The sequence below is a fragment of the Opitutia bacterium ISCC 52 genome (assembly GCA_014529675.2).
Taxonomy (GTDB): Bacteria; Verrucomicrobiota; Verrucomicrobiia; order Opitutales; family UBA2995; genus UBA2995.
This window is the reverse complement of sequence record CP076040.1, coordinates 1,748,057-1,770,008: the sequence shown is the minus strand read 5'-3', so window position 1 is coordinate 1,770,008 and position 21,952 is coordinate 1,748,057. Positions and strand designations below refer to the sequence as shown.

Below are 21,952 nucleotides of genomic sequence, written 5' to 3'. Positions count from 1 at the left end.
AATTGCACGCACTTAATTCGAAGAGATGAGTCGTTGCCAGTCCCCATTCAACTCTCCACTATTACATCAATGGAAAAAATCATTTGGGGAATCATTGGCGTTGGTGACGTATGCGAAGTTAAGAGTGGACCCGCGTTTCAGAAGGCATCCAATTCGGAACTACGCTCTGTTATGCGCCGCAACGGAGAAAAAGCCAAAGATTTCGCAGAACGGCATGGTGTTCCGCGATGGTCCGACGATGCCGATGTTTTGTTAAATGACCCTGAGATCACCGCCATCTATATCGCTACTCCACCCGATTATCATTTGGAGTATACTCAACGCGCTTTAGCAGCCGGCAAAAACATCTACGTGGAAAAACCAATGGCCCGCAGTGGTGCCGAGGCACAGCAGATACTCGACCTGACAGAAGGCTCAAAACAGAAAGTGGTCGTGGCCCACTACCGGCGACGTTTGCCTTTGTTTGTGCGTGTCGATGAACTGCTCATATCAGGCGAGCTAGGCAAACCACGCCACGTTTCCTTACAAACGATCCAACCGGAGCTAGACCCACTCATTGCACTCAGTGAGGTCAATTGGAGAATGCAGCCTGAAATTTCCGGCGGAGGCATATTTCACGACCTGGCGCCGCACCAACTGGACCTCATCCTACAATACTTCGGTCCAGCTGAAGTCATTCAAGGTTTCTCTTTGATGCGAAATACCGACGGCAGTTGCGACGATTGTGTAAGTGGCCAGATGCGGTTCAAAGATGACGTACTTTTCCAGGGACACTGGGATTTTGCATCCGTCGATGGCACGATCAAAGACAGCTGCAAAATTATGTGCGACAATGGAAGCATCGATTTTAGTTTCTTTCGCAGCCCCACCCTGGTCGTAAAAAGCAACCATGGAATTGAAACCTCAAACTACGATCCACCACCACACATCCAACAACCGATGATCGAAGCCGTGAATGACTATTTCCTTGGTAAGGGTGAGAATCCATGCAGTGCAAAAACAGGCGTGCAAGTGATGGAGATGATAGATGCCTTCGTAACCAAGAGGTAATACAGAACAAAAAGACTGAAACCCTATGCAGCTCGTCTACTTCATCACCCATCCGGAAGTTGTTATCGATCCCGAGGTCCCCGTCCCCCAATGGCCATTGTCAGAAAAAGGTCGCATAAGAATGCAGCTCCTCGTCACCAAGCCATGGATACCGGCCATAACCTCGATCTATTCTAGTTCAGAAAAAAAAGCCATCGATGGCGCTGAAATTCTGGGCACAGCTTTATCCCTAGAACCCATTCAACTCGAAGCCCTCGGTGAAAACGATCGTTCCTCAACAGGCTTCCTCGCCAAAGAGGCATTTGAAGCCATGGCAACCCGCTTCTTTAATAACCCAAATGAATCGATCGAAGGCTGGGAACCAGCCGCGGATGCACAATCCAGGATATTCAACGCTGTCGAAAACCTCATAGAAGGAGACCAGTCGAATGGAGATATCGCCATCGTGTCTCATGGCGGAGTGGGCACCCTCCTACTCTGTCGACTTACAGGCGCCCCCATAAACAGATCGATGGATCAGCCAGGAGGTGGAGGCGGAAACGTGTTTTGCTTTGAGAAGGATTCTCATCGTCTCGTTCATGGCTGGCAGTCGATTGAAAGCTGTTAGATAGAGTAGCACAGGCATCTTGCCTGTGCATGCCTTTGAAACGAAAACAGGCAAGATGCCTGCCCTACTATAATTCTCTTACCCGATCGTAAGTATAATAACAGATAAACTTGCCTGCTAAACTCAATTCCGCCGGAATGACTTCATGAAAAACAAATTCAATCTCTGCGCCACCGCCCTTGCCTGCGTGGCCTTCCTCACTTTCCAATCAGCCTGCACGAAGACAGAAGTTGTCGCATTTGAAGTCATCGATGTTCAAGCCAGCGAAGCGGCCCAAAAACTCGAAAGTAAATCGATAGTCGCACTCGATGTCCGAAGTCCCGAAGAAGCGGCTGCCGGACACATTCCCGGATCCATCAATATCAATATTGCCGATCCAGAATTCGCAGCCCAAGTCGCAAAACTCGATTCGAGCAAGACCTACATGGTTCATTGTCAAGCCGGCTCTCCAGGCGGAAGAAGTCGCCAGTCACTGGAAGCGCTGGAAACACTCGGCGTTGGCAAAGTATATCACCTCGAAGGAGGTTTTATGGGCTGGTCAAATGCAGGCAATGAAGTCGCAACCAAGTAATACATTTTCAATGAGTGATTCTCCTACCGTAAATCTCGTCGAACAGGCCATCCGCGAACGCAAAACCTTAAAGGTCTTATCTGAAAAACAATACCCATTCGCATTAGCAGAGGAAGTGGTCGAGGCCTTACTCGAAGCAGCAAGCTGGGCACCCTTCCACCGTCCTGCCGCCAAAGAACATTGCGAATCCGACCTGTGTTCAAAAGTACCTTGGCGTTTCTATGTTTTGGACCGAGACAATTGCCGAAACCTTCGGCAAAAGCTGATCGACAAGGGTGACACCACCAAGATTCCCGCAATGCTATTGTCGGCCACCAATTTGATACAGGTGACCTGGCTTCCCAATCCAAAGAAGGAACCAAGCGATCAACTCTTCGATCCTACATTGGAAAACATGGAGCACATCGCAGCTGCATCTTCCGCCATTCAAAATCTTTTAGTCGCAGCCACCGCACGAGAAATTCAAACCTATTGGTCAAGCGGTGGTGGACTTAGAAAACCCGAGACGATGGAATTACTCGGCATACCTGAAGGTGAGATATTGCTGGGTTCCATTTTCCTGTATGGCCCCACCACAAAGTTCAGCAAAATCTCACCCGGTAAACTGCGCGATCAACGCGGAGATCTCAGAAGCTGGTCCAAGTGGGTGGAGTTATAGGTTTCACTTCTTCCTCTTGGTCTTCCTCTTGGCCCCCAATACCCTGGAATTACACAATTAGAAATGCCTCTGCAACTTTTGCGGCGCCTGCGGAGTTATTCATGTAACACAATTTCGATCATGAATACGTTGCTTCGCACCGCCTGCCTCTTTAGTTTATTAGCTGCCTCCCCCCTTTCCATAGCTGAAGAGAATAGTTACGACCCGTTACATACAGATAATGACATATCGATTGAGACGCTGGACTTCGTAATCAATGACCAGGATCGCGATCGCGATATCCCCATAAAGATCTACTTACCCAACAGCGATGAAGCCTCTACTGTGGTTCTGTTTAGTCACGGTCTTGGCGGTTCCAAAAACAACAATTCTTACCTTGGCAACCATTGGGCCAAGCGAGGTTATGTAGCTGTTTTTATGCAACACAAAGGCAGCGACGAATCAGTTTGGAAAGATGAGAAGCTGCGCAATCGAATGAAAGCCATGCGACAGGCCGCCAGTCTCAAAAACAGCAAGTTACGGTTTGAAGATGTACCCGTCGTTATCGATGCTCTTGAAAATTGGAACGAAAACAAAGATCATTCACTTCACGCCAAACTCGATTTAAAACACCTGGGTATGTCCGGGCACTCATACGGTGCTGTAACCACTCAAGCGGTAAGTGGCCAAACTGCATGGGGCGGCCGGGTCAATTACACAGACGAACGCATTAAGGCTGCAGTCGCTTTTAGTCCCAGCAGCCCACGCGGTCGTAATATCAAAGGAGCCTTTGAAAAGGTTAAAGTCCCCTGGATGCTCATGACCGGCACCGAGGATCACTCTCCCATAGGCAACAGCACTGTTGAGTCCCGACTCGCTGTATTTCCGGCACTTCCTAAAGGCGATAAATACGAACTCGTTCTCTTTAATGCGGAACACAGTGCCTTTAGTGAGCGTCGCCTTCCAGGAGATAAGGAAAAACGAAACCCGAATCACCACCAGGCCATCCTCGCTCTTAGCACTGCATTTTGGGATGCCTATCTCAAGAACGACAAAGAAGCGCTCGCGTGGCTGAAAAGTGATGAGGCTCGATCTGTTCTGGAAGAAAAGGATCGTTGGCAAAGGAAGTAACTATCAGCAAAGAGTTTGGAGCTTAGAGCGAAGATTTAAAGCTTCGTCCTCATGCTCCTACTCTTCCTCTTACTTCAATCTTCCTCTTCCTCTTACTCTAAGCACTTGCCAGCTGCGCTTCCAGCGCTACAGCTACATTCTCTCCTAAAATACCTGAACAGTCCGCTCGGCGATCGGACCCTAGAGCTAGTGGGAGATACACAGGCAAGATGCCTGTGCTACTTTATAAAGTCCTTCGATTACGCGTACAAACTATATTTTCCACGACCGGGACTGGCCAGCAATAGATTCGCCGCTGGATCATTATCAAAACGCTCGCGGCGTGCATTCCACTCAATGGGCCGCTCCAACTTGTAAGCCATATTCGCGAGTATACACATACTGGCCACACGATGGCCGGACTCGATGTCCATAATCGGTGTTTTGCGTGAGCGGATACAATCGAACCAGTTTTCAAGATTGATTTCATGGGCACGAACACCGCGATCGATCTCAAAGGGCATCCCGTTATCCTGAGCAAAAGCGGTGACCTGTTCATCCGGAAATACACGTCCATCACCACCACGCACAATCGTCTTTCCACGCGTACCATGGTAGACCGCACCAAACTCAAAATCGGCCGCCCGTATACCGGGTTGCTTCCAAGTGATCGTGACGTCGGGTTTTTCAAACGTATAGGCAACTTCGAAGTTCGTGGGGCAATCCCAGATACCTTCGGTCGGACGTTTACCGGTCGCTTCAATCCTACTGGGACCTGTGCGATCCAAACCCATAAACCAGGAAATCAGATTAAATACATGAGCGCCCCGATCCCGAATCTGGCCTCCGCCAAGATCCAGAACCCATCGGAAAGTCCGATGACAAATATCCGTATTGTAAGAACGGCTTGTAGCCGGCCCCAACCACATATCCCAATCGATATTCGGAGGAGGACTTCCCGTCTTAGAACTGTCACCCCCGACCGGATTATCATTATGCCAACACTCGACGTGAGCGATACGACCGATCTCCCCGGATTGTAAAAATGCACGCAGCGTTCCAGCCACCGGATGGCAACGTCCTTGGGATCCAACCATTACAATACGCTTGGTCTTTTTAGCCGCATCCACCATGGCTCGGCCTTCCTGGATGTATTTGCAGGCCGGTTTTTCAACGTAAACATCTTTGCCAGCTTCACAGGCGTGAATCATTTGCAAGGCATGCCAATGATCGGGGGAAGCAATCACCACCGCATCAATGTCCTTTCGTTCCAGCATATGGCGATAGTCGGAATAGATGTAGATATCATCCCTTCCAACGAGCTTGGCCGCTTTCTCGGCTTGAAGCGAATCCACATCACAGATGGCACCTACGTGTCCAGGAATGCTGCGGATATGCCCATTGCCTTTTCCACCAACACCGATATGACCGGTTACGATTCGATCATTCGCGCCAGGTTTTCCGTTGGCTGCCAACACTCCACTTGGAAGTATCATGGGAGCAACAGCAGCACTTGCGAGGAAGGCTCGTCTAGAAATGGATTTAGGGGCTACTGAAGAGGATGAACTTAGGGATTCTGACATGATCGTATTATAGGCAAACCGAATTCGATCCGTCCAGTATGTTTGTCAGTCTCTGGCAACTTCCGAGCTTGGAATTCAACACGCTCCTTGTTTCACTTCCAATCACCCTATGAACAGGCTCTAGACGTACACCCATCTTCCAGGCGTTATTGCTTTTCTCCTGATAGGCCTGAGTGGATTTTTAGGCCCCTTGAAGGCAGAGCACCACGCCCATACATTGGAATCAGGCAGCATCCAAGTCGGTGTGGGTCGAGTAAATATAACTCCTGATGAATCGATTCGTCTCAGTGGTTATGGAGGACGAACCAGTCTTCCTACAGGAGCAGCAGGTCAGCTCTGGGCCAAAGCAATCGCCATAGGTCAAGGAGAGGAAACCGTTTTGTTTGTCACGCTCGACCTGATTGGCGTTCCAGCTTGGTTAAAGAAGGAGGTCATTGAAAAGCTGGACATGCCGGAGGCTCAAATCGCTATGTGCGCTAAACACACGCACTCCGGTCCCCATTTAAAAAATGTATTGGGCCCCATTTTCATGGCCGACATTCCACCCGACGATTGGGCTGGGATCGAACGTTACTCAGCGGCCCTCGGAGCCAAAGTGGTTCGTGCTTGTCGAGATGCTTTGGCCAATCGCGAGAAAGGCCAACTTCACTGGGCTCAAGGAGAAGCCGGCTTTGCAGGCAACCGAAGAGTTCTTGAAAACGGGACCTGGACCGGGTTTGGAATTCAGGCCGATGGCCCCGTCGGCCATTCCCTTCCGGTTTTAAAAGTAAGTAACCAGGAGGACGAGCTATTGGCTCTGCTGACCAACTACGCATGCCATTGCACCACCCTGGGAGGAGACATGAATCAGTATCATGGGGATTGGGCCGGCGAAGTACAGCGCCTATTGGAAGAACGTCACCCAGGAACAACGGCAATGATCGCCATCGGTTGTGGAGCGGATGCCAATCCCAACCCACGAGGAAGCATGAACGAAGTTCTCCAACACGGAAAATCTCTGGCCGATGAAGTAGACCGAATCATTGGCAATGAAATAGTACCGAGTCCATTAGATATGCTGGGCTAATAGGGAAGCCGAGTTGCGAGTAACTGGTCCTACATATAGAGGGTAAGGATTGGTAGACTCAATAATCCAGCTCCTCATTACTCGCCTCACAGGAGATCTGCCAAGCAATGAGCTGAGACTTCATCTTCTTGACGACTTCAGGGTGTTGGTCCGCGAGGTTGTTTGATTCAGCAGGGTCGGCCAATAGATCGTAGAGTTCCCATTCCACCATGGGGGCAGTACCGTTGTCTGACCGTAGACGTTTTTCATTGGGGTTATGAACGAGCTTGAAACGGTTGTCGCTTAGGGAAGCCAGGCCATGTCCTTGAAAAGCGATGGGGCGTGGGCGCTCTTGGATATCGTCTTCAATAAGTGGCACGAGCGAAACACCATCGTAGGGGCGGGCATCCATTTCAGGTATCCGGAATCCGAGTACGTCCAGCACAGTAGGAAAGTAATCACTGGTAACCGCCGGAAAATCCGTTTCACGACCGGCCGAGACTTTGGCTGGCCATTCAAGAATACCAGCTACACGAACACCGCCTTCATAGAGTGAGCGTTTGCGTCCACGGAAAGGACCGGCACTCCCTTGATTGCGACCCTTGGCTTCCGGGTTTCCTTCGGGGCCATTGTCGGAGCAAAACCACACCATGGTATTGTCGGCAACGCCCCACTCTTTCAATGAAGCCCGCAATCGACCCATTTGATCGTCGAGTGCAGTTACCACGCCATAGTAGTGTTGTTCCCCTTCTTCTTCATTCGGATACATGGCCAGATACTCCGGACCTGCCACAACAGGCGTATGGGGAGCATGGAACCAGATGACGGTAAAAAACGGGGTATCGGCCTTCACCTGTTTTTCAATAAACGGAAGCGCCTTGTCCATGATGATACGGCTGTCACAACCGACCAGGCCTTCAGCAACGCCATCGACGATGTTTTTCCCATTCTCATAGTAAAGGACACGCGAATCAACCACCCCACCATGGGCATTGGCCGGATCGTAAGGATCCCAAGTGGATACCGCATATTCCGTGGCAAACCATTCGTCTGAGCCGGATGTACCAGGCGTGGAGTAATTTTCCTCGGGCTTACGGTTTTTCTTTCCGGAGTAGTCCTTGGTCATCGTTCCCAAATGCCATTTACCGAAATGACCGGTGGCATACCCTTGGGACTTCATGACCTCAGCCAAGGAGACTTCAGCATCCTTTAAGTGCCCCTGATTCGCCGTTGCGATACCGTAGCGGCTAGGATGACGTCCACTAAGGACAGAACCCCGTGTAGGGCTACACACGGGCGCGCCGGCATAGAAGCGATTCATCTTAAGACCGTTCGCGGCCATGGCATCGAGATGGGGCGTTTTAATAACCGGATGTCCGTTGTAGGCAACATCGCCCCACCCCAGATCATCGGCCATGACCAGAATGACATTGGGCTTACCAGCGGGCTTTGAAGCCTTTTCCAGGCCATCTGCGGCGTTTTGAGCGGATGATCCGCAACCAATGAGAAATAGAGTGAGTAATAGGCAGAGTAGACGAAACATAGCCTATTAAATGGCAGGATCGATTATAAATTCAACTGCCATTTGGAGAGAAGTGACCGTAAACCAAGATCGTGCATTCACCTCAGTGGTAGGGCGACCTCGCCGAGGGCGCTGTCTGAGAGTTTGCCTATGCTACTAAATCGGCTCGTGTTGGTGTCGCTGCGCTCGAAACGGCGATCGAGCCCTACCTCCTTCGAAAATTCGCCTCCCTCAAACGCTATCCACTAATCCTTCAGCTGCTTATCAAAGAAGTCGATGGCGCGCGCGGCTAACGATTCAGGACTTTCATCCGCACCACGAAATCCGTGGCCGCCATTTTTGACTTTATACAATTCAGAGTCTACGCCCGCCTTTTGTAGGGCTCGGTAAAGTAATTCACTTTGGTTATAGATCACCGACTGATCATTATCACCATGCATCAGGAGCATGGGCGGATCTGATGGGGATACGTAGGTAATGGGATTCGCTCGTTGCACTTTTTCCGGATGATCCTGGATGGGGAATCCCATAAACAACGACTCCGGTGAATCTGCGGCGTCGTGATCGATGCCACCTGTCACATCATTCATTCTGAGAAAGTCAGTGGGACCAAACCAATTGCAAACAGCCTGCACGGTGGGTGAAGCCATCTTGGTTACTGAATGGGTATCAAATTCCAATACATCGTTGGTGGTGCCAAGCAGTGCGACCAAGTGCCCTCCTGCTGATGATCCCCACACACCGAAACGATCCGGATCAATCCCCAGTTTGGGAGCTTTCCAACGCAGGTAGCTGATAGCCGCTTTGCAATCCTCAATTGCCGCCGGGAAGATTGCCTCACCACTGAGACGGTACTCGACCGAGGCCAATGCGTAACCGTGCTTGAGAACCTCAGCACACCGTTGAATGCCGTTCTTACTTCCACCTCTCCAGCCTCCACCATGAATCCAGATAATCAGAGGCAGCGGTTCAGTCGCCCCTTCCGGGACATAGAGGTCCAATGGCAGTTCACGACCATTCACCGTCTGGTAAACATTGTCTTTGGTTACCTTGACCCCTTCCGGGATTGCCGGCCCACGGCTCCGCTGTGCCTGGAGTGAGGTGAATACAATTAAAGAAAGAAGAATGGGTAATAATCGTTTCATAACTGATGGGAGTAGAATCAAAAACTCTGACCAAGGAAAGATGCAATGCCAACCTCATTGTTTTGTCCCGTCTCCTTGACTCACAATCGGGATATCCGTGGAATGCTTCGCTTTACCCCCATTCTTCAATTATGCGTTTAATTAGTCTCCTTCTTATCACCACGCTATCTGCTTCACTGACGAAAGCAAGGAATGAAATCTCTTCCACTTCATTTGAGATTGGACGTCCCACCATGGATGATAAATGCTTCGGTCATTACCCTAGCAATGAATCGATTACTCCTAAGCCTGACGCTATTACTGATTAGCACCGTTCTTGCAGCTCAGAACAGCCCTATTCGACAAGCTCAGGACAAGCCTAACATCATCCTTATCCTCACGGACGATCAGGATTACTATGACCTTGGTTTCCAGGGAAATCCGGAAGTAGACACCCCGAACCTGGATCAATTGTCGACGGAGTCTCTTGAGATGGGACGGTTTTATGTAAGCCCTCTTTGTTCCCCTACCCGCGCCAGTCTGCTAACCGGCCGATCTCACCAGCGTACTGGAATCCTACATACTTCTCGTGGAGCTACCCGTTTAGCTGATGACGAAACGACCATTGCAGAGTTATTGAGTGAGACAGGTTATAGAACAGGCATTTTTGGAAAATGGCACTTAGGAGATAATTATCCAAGTCGACCACAGGATCAGGGATTTGAAGAAACATTTAATCACAAATCGGGAGGCATCGGCCAACCACCGGATGAAGAAGGAACCTATTGGAAGCCGGTAGTTCATCACAACGGTAAGCGGGAGGTCCACGACCGATTCTGCACCGATCTCTTTTTCGATAAAGCGATCGACTATATGAATAAGGACGATAATCGGCCTTACTTCATTTATTTGCCGACCAATGTACCTCACTCACCCTTCGATGTAGACCCCGAGTATTACCAACCCTTCGTGGACCAAGGTATCGAAGAGAAAACAGCCCGCATCTATGGCATGGTTAAAAACCTGGATGAGAATGTGGGGCGACTGCTGGACAGTCTCGATCGTTCCGGTAAGGCCGAGAACACCCTGATCATATTCATGTCAGACAACGGGGGCGTAAGTCGTGCGGGATTCCAGGGAGCATTCCGTGGACACAAAGGAGATATTTATGAGGGCGGCATTCGAGCGCCGTTCATCGTTCGCTGGCCCGCAGGAATCCGAAGTACCGAAAAAATCGATACCATAGCTGCTCACTATGATTTACTACCGACCTTGGCGGCGGTCGCAGGCGCCGATCTTCCACCGAGCTTGGAACTCGATGGCAAGAACCTGCTACCCCTATGGCAAACGGGCGATGGCAACTACCTCGAGCAACGAACCCTATTCGTTCAGTTCGTAAAATCGATCGAGCAAGCACTCTACAAATGTGCTACCGCGATTCGCCAGGATTACAAACTGATCATCAATCCGGACTCAGCGTTCGACAGCGGTTTTGTGGCCGACCGATCAAAGAATCATTTGGAGCTCTACGACATCCGTAAGGATGCAGGAGAATCAGCAAACCTTAGCACCCCTAAACCTGAGATCGTGGAAGAGCTACTAAGCAGTTATGAATCCTGGTATGAATCCGTAAAAGGATCACGCAATATGCTACCAGGTCGCATCTTCCTGGATCCCCAAAAAGAAAACCCCGTCCATCTATCTCGCTACCAGGAAGGTTATCATTGGCACCACGATAGCTTACCCGAAGGCTGGATGCTCGACGTGAAAAAGGCGGGAACTTATCGCATCCATTTCACCGATAGCAAGAAATACCCTTTTTCGTTGGAGCTCTTCTGGCAACGCAACCGATCGGCGACCTTGATTGTAAAGTGGAAAGAGGCGCTACGTGCCATTCCCGTAACTATCGGTGATGCATTTGTAGATATTCCTCTAGAAGCGGGCGAAGGCAGGTTCGACATCTACTTTGTCCTGGGTGCGGATGATACGATGAAGAAAGACTGGAATTGCGATATCACCATCGAATACCTTTCCTATAAAAATCTATGACGTCCAAAACCTATCTAATTTTACTATCACTTCTCCTGAGCTCCCTTTTCAGTCAGGCAGCAGACCGCCCCAACATCATCCTAATGATGGCGGACGATCAAGGTTGGGGAGACACCGGCTACAACGGTCATCCCCATCTAAAAACGCCTCACTTGGATAAGATGTCCAAGGAGGGCATTACCTTTACGCGCTTCTACTCGGCTAATGCGATGTGCTCACCTACTCGTGCGAGCGTTTATACGGGCAGGCATCCCTATCGCACTGGAATTACCTTTGCCATGAAAGGCATGCTCGAGCCGGAGGAGATCACCCTGACCAAGGTGCTGAAGAAAGAAGGCTACACGACCGGACACTTTGGCAAATGGCATATGGGAACCTTGTCACCCAAGAAACCCGACCAAAATCGTTGGGGTGCTTTCATGGAAGATCCTGAACGCTATTACTGCCCACCCTGGGAACGGGACGTCGATGTGAGCTTTGTTACTGAGTCGAAGGTACCTACCTGGGATCCCATGGCTCATCCGGGAGGCATCAAGGAGAATTCCTCCGACGAAGAGAAGGCACTGAAAGGCACCAAATACGGAAACGAATATTTCACCGGCCCTGGACAGGTAGCGACCGAGAATGTCGATGGCGATGATTCGCGCGTGCTCATGGATCGGGCGATTCCGTTTATCGAGAGTGCAGTCAAGTCCGAAACACCCTTCCTTGCGGTCATTTGGTTTCATACACCTCACTCGCCGGTTGTGGCCGGCTCCAAATACAAGGAGATGTATTCCAACTATTCCGAGAACGAAAAGCATTACTACGGCTGCATTACTGCCATGGATGAGCAGATTGGCCGCCTTAGAAGCAAGCTCGATGAGCTGAACGTAGCGGAGGACACCATGGTCTGGTATTGCTCCGACAATGGCGCTGCCCGTCAAGGATCACCCCGGCACGTTGGAAGCGTCGGTGGTCTTACCGGATTCAAGCTATCTCTCCAGGAAGGTGGTATCCGAGTACCAGGACTCCTCGTATGGCCGGCCAAATACCCCAAACGAAAAACCATCACCACACCCTGCGTCACCACCGACTACTTCCCCACTATTCTGGCTGCCCTCGACATTCCTCTTCCCGATGATCGCCCTTACGATGGCATGAACATCTGGCCACTGATTGATGAACCCAATTGGACTCGCACCCAACCGATTGGCTTTCTTCACAACGGAAAGGTCTGGATGGATTACAAATACAAACTCATTTCCAAGAAGGAAGAAGAGTTTCGCCTCTACGATATCATCGCCGATCCAGCGGAGAAGCATGATCTCGCGGAAAAGCTACCAAACGTATTCCACCGCATGAAGGCGGAGTTCGAGCCCTGGCACCAGAGCGTCATGGCCGACCTGGAACGACTGGAAGCAAGGTAACGCCCTCCCTACAAAGCGCAGCTTTACATACTCGCTTTCATGACAAATCCATGACGGGAATATTTTCGAATTTTCCTTAATAAAAAACCACCAACTACTTCTTTGTCGGCACAAATTCGACTGACTCAGGCTGGAACGTCTCAAGATCCGGCAAGGTCGTCTTAACGCCTTCAGAAGGCACTTCTCTCTTTGTGCTCCATACAACGGTGTTAAGAATAAAGCGCCGGAGATCTTCGTTCAGCCAGTTTTTATAAAAATGGGGCATGGTAATTCCTGCACCGCGACCGGTATCCGATCGTTCGATACCCCAGGCAATAGTTTCATTCTTAGGCTCCTCGGGAGGGAGCATCGAAGTAGCCAAAGGAAATGCACCCTTCAGCATCTGATTATCCTCAGGCCCAAAGTATATATTGATATAAGGTTCTTCTCGCAGCGTGAAGGTGTCCCAACCACGGGCGGTCGGATGGGATGAGTTCGGCGCTTCGATCGAGGCATCGTAGTGGCGTGCAATCGATTGGTGATGATCGCACTTGGCAGCGAAGTAGCCACCCATCCAATGCAACAGCGGATGATCGCCATCCAGCCCCATATGCTCATTCTGCAATCCAACGCCATAGTGAACACAAACGATCCCACAACCTCGAGCCATCATACCAGCAATGTCATCCATCGCTTGATGAGATCCCTCTAGTAGCTCCCCAGGAAAGTTATCTCCGATGAACACGGTTGAGGAATAAGCATCCAGCGGTTGAGGAATCTCGGACCAGGCGTAAACGACATCCGCTTTAAACCCGGGGACATTTTCCATATTTTCCAGGCAGTATGCCATAAGACGTCCACCAGCAGCCACTTCATGAGTGCCGGGCTTATGGTTACTAGGGCCGACAACAATAAGTACCCGAGTTACCTCCTCAATTGATTCTTTACTGGAGCAACCAGCTATCAGGAATAACAAAACTCCGATTAGTATTAGTCTTAGTTTCATAAATTTATCGAGTTACGCTTCGTCCATTCTCGCGGATAGCATTTAATTCAGCGCGCATAGCAGCCACCTGTTCCGGATATTTGGAAATCAAGTTTGTTTTTTGGGCCAGATCGTCACTTAGGTTAAAAAGCCAAGCACCTTGAGGCGCTTCTCTCACATAGCCAGTGTGCTCATTGTACCATGTGGTAGGTTCACTGATTTCTCCAGTTTTTGCGTCCACCAAAAGCCAATCATCTTTCCGGAAAGCATATCCATTGGCATTCGTGTTGTGGACCGCGTGATCGCGGATCGGACCACTGGCAACACCAGTCCACAGAGGCAATTGGTTCAAGCTGTCATGCGCTACTTCGTTGGAAAGTTCAAATCCTGTAACTTCGGCCAAGGTGGCCAATAGATCCACCTGATGAATCAGAGAATCGGTAACGGCACCCGCTTCTACTTTACCAGGCCAACGAACGATAAAGGGCACGCGATGGCCTCCCTCCCAAATGTCGCGCTTTAATCCACGTAGTTCACCACTACTCCAGTGGTCATACTTTTCCAGCCGAGCATGGGCATATCTCTCGGGGCCGTTGTCGGCCGTGAAAATTACTATTGTGTTCTCAGCTAATCCATTTTCCTCAAGTGCTTTCATCACTTGCCCTGCAATCCAATCAACTTGATAAACAAAGTCGCCATAACCCCCGGCCTCGGATTTCCCAACAAACTCGTCGTTCGGAATAATAGGAGCATGCGGAGCTGTCAGTGGAAAGTAGACAAAGAACGGGGTATCCGCTTTTTGATGACTGATATACTCGACCGTTTTTTCAGTGATAGTGGGAAGCACATCTTTGGGATCCCAGCCATCCACCATCGGTCCTGGACGAAACTCCCAACTTCCTTCAGCCGTTTGCCGACCACCCATTTCCATTAGCGTGGTCGGAGCCTCGACGATCTTATCGTCCTGGACCCATGCATAGGGTGGGAAGTTAATGGTTCCATCGCCGAAGTAAGTATCAAAGCCCTGACTTAGGGGACCTCCTGAGACAGATTTATCCCAGTCAATATCTGACGGGTTATAAAGCTTACGCTTGCGTTCATAGATCTTCGGGTTGGCATCCGGTTTGATCGCGTCTTCCCAATTCCAACCCAAATGCCATTTTCCGAAACAGGCGGTCTTGTAGCCCTGAGCCTTAAACATGCGTGCCATAGTAAATTCACCTGCCTCAAAGGAGGGAGGTCCGAACGACTGGACAATGCCGTGCATACGTCGCCAGTGGTAACGTCCGGTCAGCAGCGCGTAGCGACTGGGAGTACAAATCCCCGAAGAGCTGTGCCCATCGGTAAATCGCATGCCTTGACTCGCCAATCGATCGAGATGGGGTGTGGGAATCTTTGAATCAGGATTTTGGACTCCTAAATCACCATGCCCCATGTCGTCAGCATAGATTATAACGACATTAGGGAGTTGAGGTTTTGCAGCCTCATCCTGATCAGAACAACCGACCAGAATAACAAATAAGATGGAAGGGATGCAAAAGGTCTTGGGCTTTATCATAGTATCTATTAAAAAAATGATACTACAGCCCGTTCAAGAGAATATAAAGGAATTAACCACGAATGGACACAAATAGACACGAATTTTTCCTTACTAATTGTTTTTAGTATTCGTGTTCATTTGTGTCCATTCGTGGTTTCATTTTAAATTATCACTTACCCATCCCAGTCATCCGTGCGGAACGAAGAAAGAGGAAATCCAAAGGTGTTAAACACGTTGCCTTGGACCCAATCAGTGAATCCGTAACGTACGGCCACTGGATTGGCGACCTTGTCGGAGGACACGATCATTTGCCCGTTGGGCGAAGGTTGCCCTTTCGCAGGATAAAAGACTTTGTCCTCTCCAGCGATTTCAAGACCGTTAATGGAATCGCCCTCAACGTAGAGACCATTTCCTACATTCTTAAACTGAAGGCGGACACGTCCTCGTTCGATCGTCATGGCCTCAAGACTTGGATTACCTTTTGGGAAACCTTAAACCCCATAAGTATTGGCCAAAGCAACAACAGCTAAACGTTCCCCCACAGGTAATTTGTATGGAGGGTGGATATCGTTTTCTAATCCGATATCCAGCGCGAAAATCATTTCCACATTGGGCATCTTATCAGAGACCTGTGACTGAGCCTCACGAACCAAGGCTGAGTTATCGCGTCCCGCAGGATAATCATAGGGTGCGATTTGCACAAAATAGAATGGGAAATTCCAATGCCCCAATAAGCACGCCAATCTTCAATCATTCCAGAGAAGAGATTTGCGTATTCGGCAAAGTTCACGGTATTGGCTTCACCTTGATACCAGATCGCCCCACGAATGGTATGAGGGATTAATGGGTGCAACATACCGTTGAACAGGTTGGACGGTTCGTGGTTTTCACGTGTCTCAACCGAAATCTCAGACGATTGTTTCATCTAATAATTGTTCTCCTTTGTGATTCCCATCGTCGCAAATTTTGATTTGGAGATCCAGGACTCTACATTGGAGCCACCCCAGGCATTTTGTATGAGCCCGATGGGCACATCTAAATAATCGTTTAATTCCTTACCGAACACATACCCCACCGCCGAGAAGGCAGCTGCTGTTTCATGATCGCTGGTGAGCCACTTGGAAGGATTATCTTTCGCTGGTAAAGACGCCGAAACACGAGGCAGCTGATAAAGGCTAATGTCAGGTCGCTTAGCTTGTTTAATTACTGAAAATCCATTTTCGACAGGCCCTCGAGCTTGGCCCCTGAGAGAGCGCTGCATATTGGACTGACCAGAACAAATCCAGACTTCTCCGAGACAGACATTTTTAAATTCCTTGGTTTCGTCAGCTTCGACGCGAACCCACTCCCCTGTGGAGGCATCACCGGTGGGCACATTGACACGCCACTTGCCAGCGCTATCGGCGCGGGTCCGGAATGTATCCTTTGTCCAAGTCACACGGACGGTGACTCGTTCGTCAGGTTCAGTGGTACCAAAGATTGCCACAGTAGCATTTCGCTGAAGCACCATATTGTCCCCAAATATTGCGGGCATGGTCAACTTAGCAGAGAGGGCTCCTGCAACCAATAAAGGTAGAAGTGCGAGGATGAGTTTTCTTGTATAAATAGGTCGGGACAAGTTTCCGTGTTTAAAATTCAGCAAGGTATTGGCAGTCAAAATCATATTCATCGAGTCCAAATACCCATTTTCACACAAAATTGAACCCTAAAAGAATGGGATATCCGACCTATTTCCATTGCACTGAAAGCTACCTGCGGCATAGACAAGCAATCATCCAATAAATGAACGAAATGCTCATCCTTATACCGATATTTCTAGTCGTATCGGCCATGTACGCTTCGGTCGGGCATGGAGGTGCATCCGGCTACCTGGCCATCATGGCTTTGGCGAGCGTTCCTGTGTTAGTGATGAAGCCAACTGCGCTTACTTTGAACCTGGTAGTTTCATTGATGGGAACCATATTGTTTCTCAGAGCCGGACACTTTGCCTGGAGACTATTCTGGATGTTTTCGATTGTATCGATTCCGTTCGCCTACCTGGGAGGACGAACAAGCCTGTCTCCCGGTATGTTCAAGCTTCTGGTAGCAGCGGCCCTGGTTTTTGCTACCGTGCGTTTGTTTATCATAGTTCAAGACCAGCAAAAGACAAAAGATCCACCCCTTTGGGCCATCATCGTTTCCGGCGCCATCATTGGGCTTTTCTCTGGCCTCATCGGTGTTGGAGGTGGGATTTTCCTGACCCCGCTCCTTCTTATTTGCGGATGGGCTAACATTAAGACGGCAGCGGCCGTTTCCGCACCTTTCATTTTCGTGAACTCGGCGGCAGGCTTACTGGGTCATCCTCAGGTCAGTGGCAATTTAATCGCACAATGGCCGTGGTTTGCAGGGACCGTGGTTGTTGGCGGATTTATCGGAGCACGCTGGGGAAGCAGTCTTGCCAATCCGAAACATCTGCGGCCGGTATTGGCGGCGGTATTGGTACTGGCGACCTTAAAGTTGGTGGTAAGCTGAAGCGGCACTGCGAGGACGCAGTTGCCCTACCTTTTCCCGCTCTTTGCTCCGTGCTCTCAGGCGATAAACGGTGCAAATACCTTGCGCGCTCTGGCGTGGGAAATCTTGTGGGCTTCCAAACCATTCATAGTGTGAGGCGTCTTTGCTTCCACAGCCTGCTCCATCGTAACCATGGGTGACAATCCTAGCTCGACTAGCTCTTTTGTCAGTCGCTCGTGATCAATATCCCCGTCACCGAAAGCCTCAGTCCAAACTCCGCCCTTGGATTGCCGAATATGGAGTTCAACGATGCGATCGCCGTAAAGTCTAACGATGTCATATAGGGCAACGTTCGAATCACCCGCACCTCGATAAGCCCAATGAGAATCCAAACACAGTTTGACATACCGTGGGTCGGTTGCCGCCAACATGTGATGCACCTCACGAGCACCCTCCCGGAACTCCGGATCGTGAAAATGATAAGCGAGGTGCATGCCTTCGGAATCGATGGCTTTTCCTAGTTCTTCTAGAGCATCCCGCTGAACCGCCAATTGTTCGTCGTTTTTGTTTTTAGGGCTTCCCCATTGAATGGGACTCGGATTGGTCACAACGACCTTGGTGCCCATTCGTTTCTTGGCCTTCTGAACCACCGACATCGCCCAATCCATAGATGCTTTCGATTTCTCCTTATCCCAGAGATCACTGTTCACATAAACGGACTGCATTCCAATCCCCTGCTTCTGCAGTTCATCGGAAAGCTCATCCACAAACTCCAAAGACTTGAGGTTCGGCTCAAAGTGATCCGCACCACTCTTCTTCACTTCTGAAATAGCTCGTGATAAATCAGACTCAAACTCACCGCCTTCACGGCGGTAGAAAGTCATCCAAGGATAAGTATTAGTGGAAAGAGGATGTTTTGTATCCATATTTTTGTGACTTGCTGCGCTCACATTTTGACTCGTTCCCGCTAACGCCATTCCGGCGGCCAAGCCACCAACGCCTTTTAGGAAACTGCGACGGTCAGATTTTGAAGAAGGTTCAGAACTCATAATCAATCATATTTACATACCTAACTATAAGAGCGAAAGATTTCTTTCAACTCTTTCTCATATGAGCCCTCTCACAATACTTGAATGGATAGTAGACCTCTGTCTGGAATTTAAAAAAAAACTGGCGGGCATGCTTAATTCTCCTACTAGCGCTATCAATAGTCCTGGTTATTCACTATTTTCTCGAAAACGAGAAAGCTGCATGGCCCTTGAGTATTGTAGTTTTCCTGGGGCTTAATTGGTACAGTTGGCTAGCCGAACGAATAATAAAAGAACAAGAGCGGCTCGAAGAAAAGGATCTTAATCCCTAAAATAACCAAGCATGCAGGGATCTTCCAATCTCGTCTATCCTGGTTCTTTAAAAAAATATTTGGTATTAAAGCGCTTGTTCCCAGGGAGGAAAAACCAAGCGGTAACCTTCCGGCACCCTTTTAAAATAGATACCTCCAGCTTCGTAGTACTCAATTTCTTTGTACCATACACTCGATGCCTGAGCCGGAAGAGATGCAGTAATAGATCCAACCGGTAATTCTGCCCAGACTAAACCGCTGCTTGTAATACAAAACAGCTCTCCTTCATCGATAAGGTATTCCTTACCAGACACCCATATTCTGGGGTAAGCGTCGTACTTGCTGCTTACTCGATGCGTCGTAACAGTCCTGGTTCTAGGTGCCACCACATAAGGATTTGAAACAACGACATATCCCGTATTCCGGGGACTATAATACCTTCCGCCGTGCGTGTAGTAAGTCAGCCCCCCGACGACACAGCCGGAGTACCCAATAGGTAAGGAGCTATAGTAACCGACGTAATGCCCACTACCGATACTTACACTAATCCTAGGTCGGGAGGAATAGCGGTGCCTCGAATAGCTATAGGATGGATACCGATGATAATTCGAATACCTGGAGTAACTTGGCCTGTAATAGCTGTGAGATCGGTAGCTATGGCTTCGATGACCGTAGTGTGAGCTACTTCGATTTCCATGAGAGGAATAACTCACACTCCAATGACTACGAGAAGCTGACGCATTTGAGGTAAACAAACTCATTGGGATCAGCAAGCCAGCGATTAAAACTACGGTTTTCAGGACAGGTGCTTTCATAATTCTACGGATTGAGGGTTATAATCTGAATATCCGTTAATCGGCCGAAATCAGAGGAAGTTTCAAATGAAACCCGAATTCCATCTTTTTTATGAGATTTCCTTATTTCTCAGGCTTTAGGCGTAACATAGAGATCGCCCGTTGAGGGTTGATCAGAAATCGTCGTCCATCCTCACTTTTATCCACACTTAGCTCAATCAGTTGCTTCACCTCCAAAGGACTTAAGTCCGGTTTGATCGCTAGTAATTTGCCTGCTAAGTTGGCCACGTTCGGAGCAGCCATAGACGTACCCGAAGATTTCATCCGCGTTCCCCCGGGCACATAGCTATCAACTTCAAAGCCACTCGCATGGGACTTCACATTCTTCCCATAGCTCGTGAAGCTGGTTTCATCTCCCGCCTGATCGACAGCTCCAGCCACCATAACATTGGGTAAATCGATCGAGGCTGGGATGTCCTTGGTAAAATCAACATCTACATCCGAATTTCCAGCGGCGGCTATAAACAAAATCTCCGGTGCGCCAGCCATCGCCTCTACCAGGCTGTCATAACCAATTTCAAATAAGATACGGGCAATCTTGGCACGCTGCTCCGGATTGTCCCCGACTCCATTTGCCTCCAAGGCTGCCTCAATGGCCGATTGGTTTCCTCCCCAACTCATATTAACCACGCGCACCCCGGATTCTCGAAAATACTGAACCGTCGAAAGCATGCTCTCTGACTCTCGTATAGCCAGTTCCAGAGTTGGTTTGTCAGGGATCATTTCATGCCCGAATGTAAGTCGAGCTGATAATATGCGCGCTGCTGGATTTCCCTCAGCTGCAATCCCGGCAACATGAGTACCATGCATATAATTACCAAACAAGCTGAGTGATTCGAAAAACGGTTTATAATCATCCTGACTCAAGTTGGAGATTATGTTTTTAATCTCCTTTGCTTCGTCCGAATCAATCGCCGCCTGCAAGTCACTCAACCCCTTTGAGTAAGCTCTATTCTTGGGGTAAATCTCCTCTTCGTCTCGCGTCAGTGGATATAACAAGGACCTTTCAGGATTCGCATATTTGTCCCAGGCGATGCCATGAAGATCATCGACCCACCCATTCTCATCATTGTCCTGACCGTCCAAGCTCTCACCGGTATTTATCCATGCTTGGCCAGTCGTCTTGAAAATCTCCATATCCACTCCGCTATCCCAGATGGCAATGACCACCGGACTCAAATTCTCTTCACCTGATAAATCGATATTCCGACGTTCCCAGATGTCTTCCTTTACCACACGATTCGCTTCAATGTAATTCCCTGAAACACTCACGATTTGCGGAGCATAAGGAAGCACATGATCCATCATGAGGACTATGCTGGCCAAACTCTGCACATCCCCCAAGGTCAACTCCTTGTTCTCATCGATGGTGACCTGCATTTGATTCTCCAGGCTCCCCAGATAGAGATTCCGGGTTAAGAACTGGAAGGTGCCGTTCATCTGCTCAATCGAGTCTTGAACCAGCTCCCAGGGAAGAGGATTCAACAATTCTCCAAACACTTGCTCAAATCGAGCGCTTGTCTCCTCCGAAGTTCTTTCCTCCGCCTCTGCCAAAACAGAGATAAGCGCTTCCACGATTAACCCAAAGGTCAGCTTATCCGCTGGCTTATCCTGCATTTCTCGAATGGACATGATTTTTTCCAAAGCTCCATCCAGGTTTGCATTGAGAAAATCCAAAGTACGGAGCGTTTGCATGTAAGCCTTCAAAGTACTATCATCTTGGATGTCGTATTTTAGGAGCTGGTCCGTGATCTCCTTTCCCAACTTCTCCAGATAAGGAGACAGTTGATTCGAGTCGTTGACTAAATCGACGGCCTTCCCCTCGAAGGGATACGATACACGCGGAAGCTGATCGGCTTCAGTTATGACGATTCTGTCTTTCGACTGAGCCTGTAACCCCAGGGTAAACAAGCACGCCGAACAGATGATAAGGAATTTGCGGATGAGAAAACAATTGCGGACAATCATTATGCGAAGGCTGTCGAGTCTAAGGTCGTATTTCAATCGGTTTCGACCGATCCGTTATTTTTCTCAGTTTAAGATGGGCCTGAATCAAAT

21 protein-coding genes are annotated in these 21,952 nt (G+C 49.3%); 9 read left to right on the top strand and 12 right to left on the bottom strand.

What is annotated here, in order from left to right; genetic code table 11:
- Positions 1-69 precede the first annotated feature (69 nt).
- The 5 genes from GA003_07605 (at position 70) to GA003_07585 (ending at position 3,996) form a co-directional block, all read left to right on the top strand.
- Complete coding sequence (locus GA003_07605) at positions 70-1,050, top strand: Gfo/Idh/MocA family oxidoreductase (GenBank protein ID QXD29817.1); 981 nt, start codon at positions 70-72, stop codon at positions 1,048-1,050.
- Positions 1,051-1,075: 25 nt separating this feature from the next.
- The gene (locus GA003_07600; protein ID QXD29816.1) at positions 1,076-1,657 is read left to right on the top strand and encodes a phosphoglycerate mutase family protein; all 582 of its coding nucleotides are present in this window, start codon (positions 1,076-1,078) and stop codon (positions 1,655-1,657) included.
- A 145-nt stretch (positions 1,658-1,802) separates the two neighbouring features.
- Entirely contained in the window at positions 1,803-2,228 is a 426-nt protein-coding gene (locus GA003_07595; protein ID QXD29815.1) for a rhodanese-like domain-containing protein, read from the top strand.
- A gap of 10 nt (positions 2,229-2,238) precedes the next feature.
- A complete protein-coding gene (locus GA003_07590; protein QXD29814.1) occupies positions 2,239-2,886 on the top strand; it encodes a nitroreductase family protein in 648 nt (215 codons plus the stop codon).
- Between the two features lie 120 nt (positions 2,887-3,006).
- A complete protein-coding gene (locus GA003_07585; protein ID QXD29813.1) occupies positions 3,007-3,996 on the top strand; it encodes a dienelactone hydrolase family protein in 990 nt (329 codons plus the stop codon).
- Between the two features lie 239 nt (positions 3,997-4,235).
- On the opposite strand, the gene GA003_07580 is transcribed toward GA003_07585, so the two are convergent.
- Positions 4,236-5,558, bottom strand: coding sequence for a Gfo/Idh/MocA family oxidoreductase (locus GA003_07580; GenBank protein QXD29812.1), 1,323 nt, complete (start codon positions 5,556-5,558; stop codon positions 4,236-4,238).
- 190 nt (positions 5,559-5,748) lie between these two features.
- Here GA003_07580 and GA003_07575 point away from each other — a divergent pair, with 190 nt between their 5' ends.
- Positions 5,749-6,624, top strand: a complete 876-nt coding sequence (locus GA003_07575; protein QXD29811.1) for a neutral/alkaline non-lysosomal ceramidase N-terminal domain-containing protein — start codon at positions 5,749-5,751, stop codon at positions 6,622-6,624.
- Positions 6,625-6,682: 58 nt separating this feature from the next.
- Here the strand turns inward: GA003_07575 and GA003_07570 are convergent, their stop codons facing one another.
- The gene (locus GA003_07570) at positions 6,683-8,146 is read right to left on the bottom strand and encodes a sulfatase-like hydrolase/transferase (protein QXD29810.1); all 1,464 of its coding nucleotides are present in this window, start codon (positions 8,144-8,146) and stop codon (positions 6,683-6,685) included.
- A 224-nt stretch (positions 8,147-8,370) separates the two neighbouring features.
- The gene (locus tag GA003_07565; protein QXD29809.1) at positions 8,371-9,270 is read right to left on the bottom strand and encodes an alpha/beta hydrolase; all 900 of its coding nucleotides are present in this window, start codon (positions 9,268-9,270) and stop codon (positions 8,371-8,373) included.
- Positions 9,271-9,462: 192 nt separating this feature from the next.
- Here GA003_07565 and GA003_07560 point away from each other — a divergent pair, with 192 nt between their 5' ends.
- Positions 9,463-11,298, top strand: a complete 1,836-nt coding sequence (locus GA003_07560) for an arylsulfatase (GenBank protein ID QXD29808.1) — start codon at positions 9,463-9,465, stop codon at positions 11,296-11,298.
- Positions 11,295-12,707: a sulfatase-like hydrolase/transferase gene (locus tag GA003_07555; GenBank protein ID QXD29807.1), complete on the top strand. Its 1,413-nt coding sequence runs from the start codon at positions 11,295-11,297 to the stop codon at positions 12,705-12,707. Before GA003_07560 ends, GA003_07555 begins: the two co-directional genes overlap by 4 nt.
- 94 nt (positions 12,708-12,801) lie before the next feature.
- Here the strand turns inward: GA003_07555 and GA003_07550 are convergent, their stop codons facing one another.
- The 5 genes from GA003_07550 to GA003_07530 form a co-directional block, all read right to left on the bottom strand.
- Positions 12,802-13,623 carry a hypothetical protein gene (locus tag GA003_07550; GenBank protein ID QXD30373.1) on the bottom strand — a complete coding sequence of 274 codons (822 nt, stop codon included), beginning with the start codon at positions 13,621-13,623 and terminating at the stop codon, positions 12,802-12,804.
- Between the two features lie 73 nt (positions 13,624-13,696).
- Entirely contained in the window at positions 13,697-15,229 is a 1,533-nt protein-coding gene (locus GA003_07545; protein QXD29806.1) for an arylsulfatase, read from the bottom strand.
- 155 nt (positions 15,230-15,384) lie between these two features.
- Positions 15,385-15,669: a hypothetical protein gene (locus tag GA003_07540; protein ID QXD29805.1), complete on the bottom strand. Its 285-nt coding sequence runs from the start codon at positions 15,667-15,669 to the stop codon at positions 15,385-15,387.
- 33 nt (positions 15,670-15,702) lie between these two features.
- Positions 15,703-15,912, bottom strand: a complete 210-nt coding sequence (locus tag GA003_07535; GenBank protein QXD29804.1) for a hypothetical protein — start codon at positions 15,910-15,912, stop codon at positions 15,703-15,705.
- Between the two features lie 224 nt (positions 15,913-16,136).
- Entirely contained in the window at positions 16,137-16,745 is a 609-nt protein-coding gene (locus GA003_07530) for a sialate O-acetylesterase (protein ID QXD29803.1), read from the bottom strand.
- A gap of 248 nt (positions 16,746-16,993) precedes the next feature.
- On the opposite strand from GA003_07530, the gene GA003_07525 reads away from it, so the two are divergent.
- Positions 16,994-17,722, top strand: coding sequence for a sulfite exporter TauE/SafE family protein (locus tag GA003_07525; GenBank protein ID QXD29802.1), 729 nt, complete (start codon positions 16,994-16,996; stop codon positions 17,720-17,722).
- A 56-nt stretch (positions 17,723-17,778) separates the two neighbouring features.
- Here GA003_07525 and GA003_07520 read toward each other — a convergent pair whose 3' ends face one another.
- The 4 genes from GA003_07520 to GA003_07505 form a co-directional block, all read right to left on the bottom strand.
- Positions 17,779-18,750 carry a TIM barrel protein gene (locus GA003_07520; protein ID QXD29801.1) on the bottom strand — a complete coding sequence of 324 codons (972 nt, stop codon included), beginning with the start codon at positions 18,748-18,750 and terminating at the stop codon, positions 17,779-17,781.
- A 376-nt stretch (positions 18,751-19,126) separates the two neighbouring features.
- The gene (locus GA003_07515; protein ID QXD29800.1) at positions 19,127-19,426 is read right to left on the bottom strand and encodes a hypothetical protein; all 300 of its coding nucleotides are present in this window, start codon (positions 19,424-19,426) and stop codon (positions 19,127-19,129) included.
- Between the two features lie 152 nt (positions 19,427-19,578).
- On the bottom strand, positions 19,579-19,737 hold the full coding sequence (locus GA003_07510; GenBank protein QXD29799.1) for a hypothetical protein: 159 nt from the start codon (positions 19,735-19,737) through the stop codon (positions 19,579-19,581).
- 220 nt (positions 19,738-19,957) lie between these two features.
- Entirely contained in the window at positions 19,958-21,898 is a 1,941-nt protein-coding gene (locus GA003_07505) for a S8 family serine peptidase (GenBank protein QXD29798.1), read from the bottom strand.
- Between the last annotated feature and the right edge of the window lie 54 nt (positions 21,899-21,952).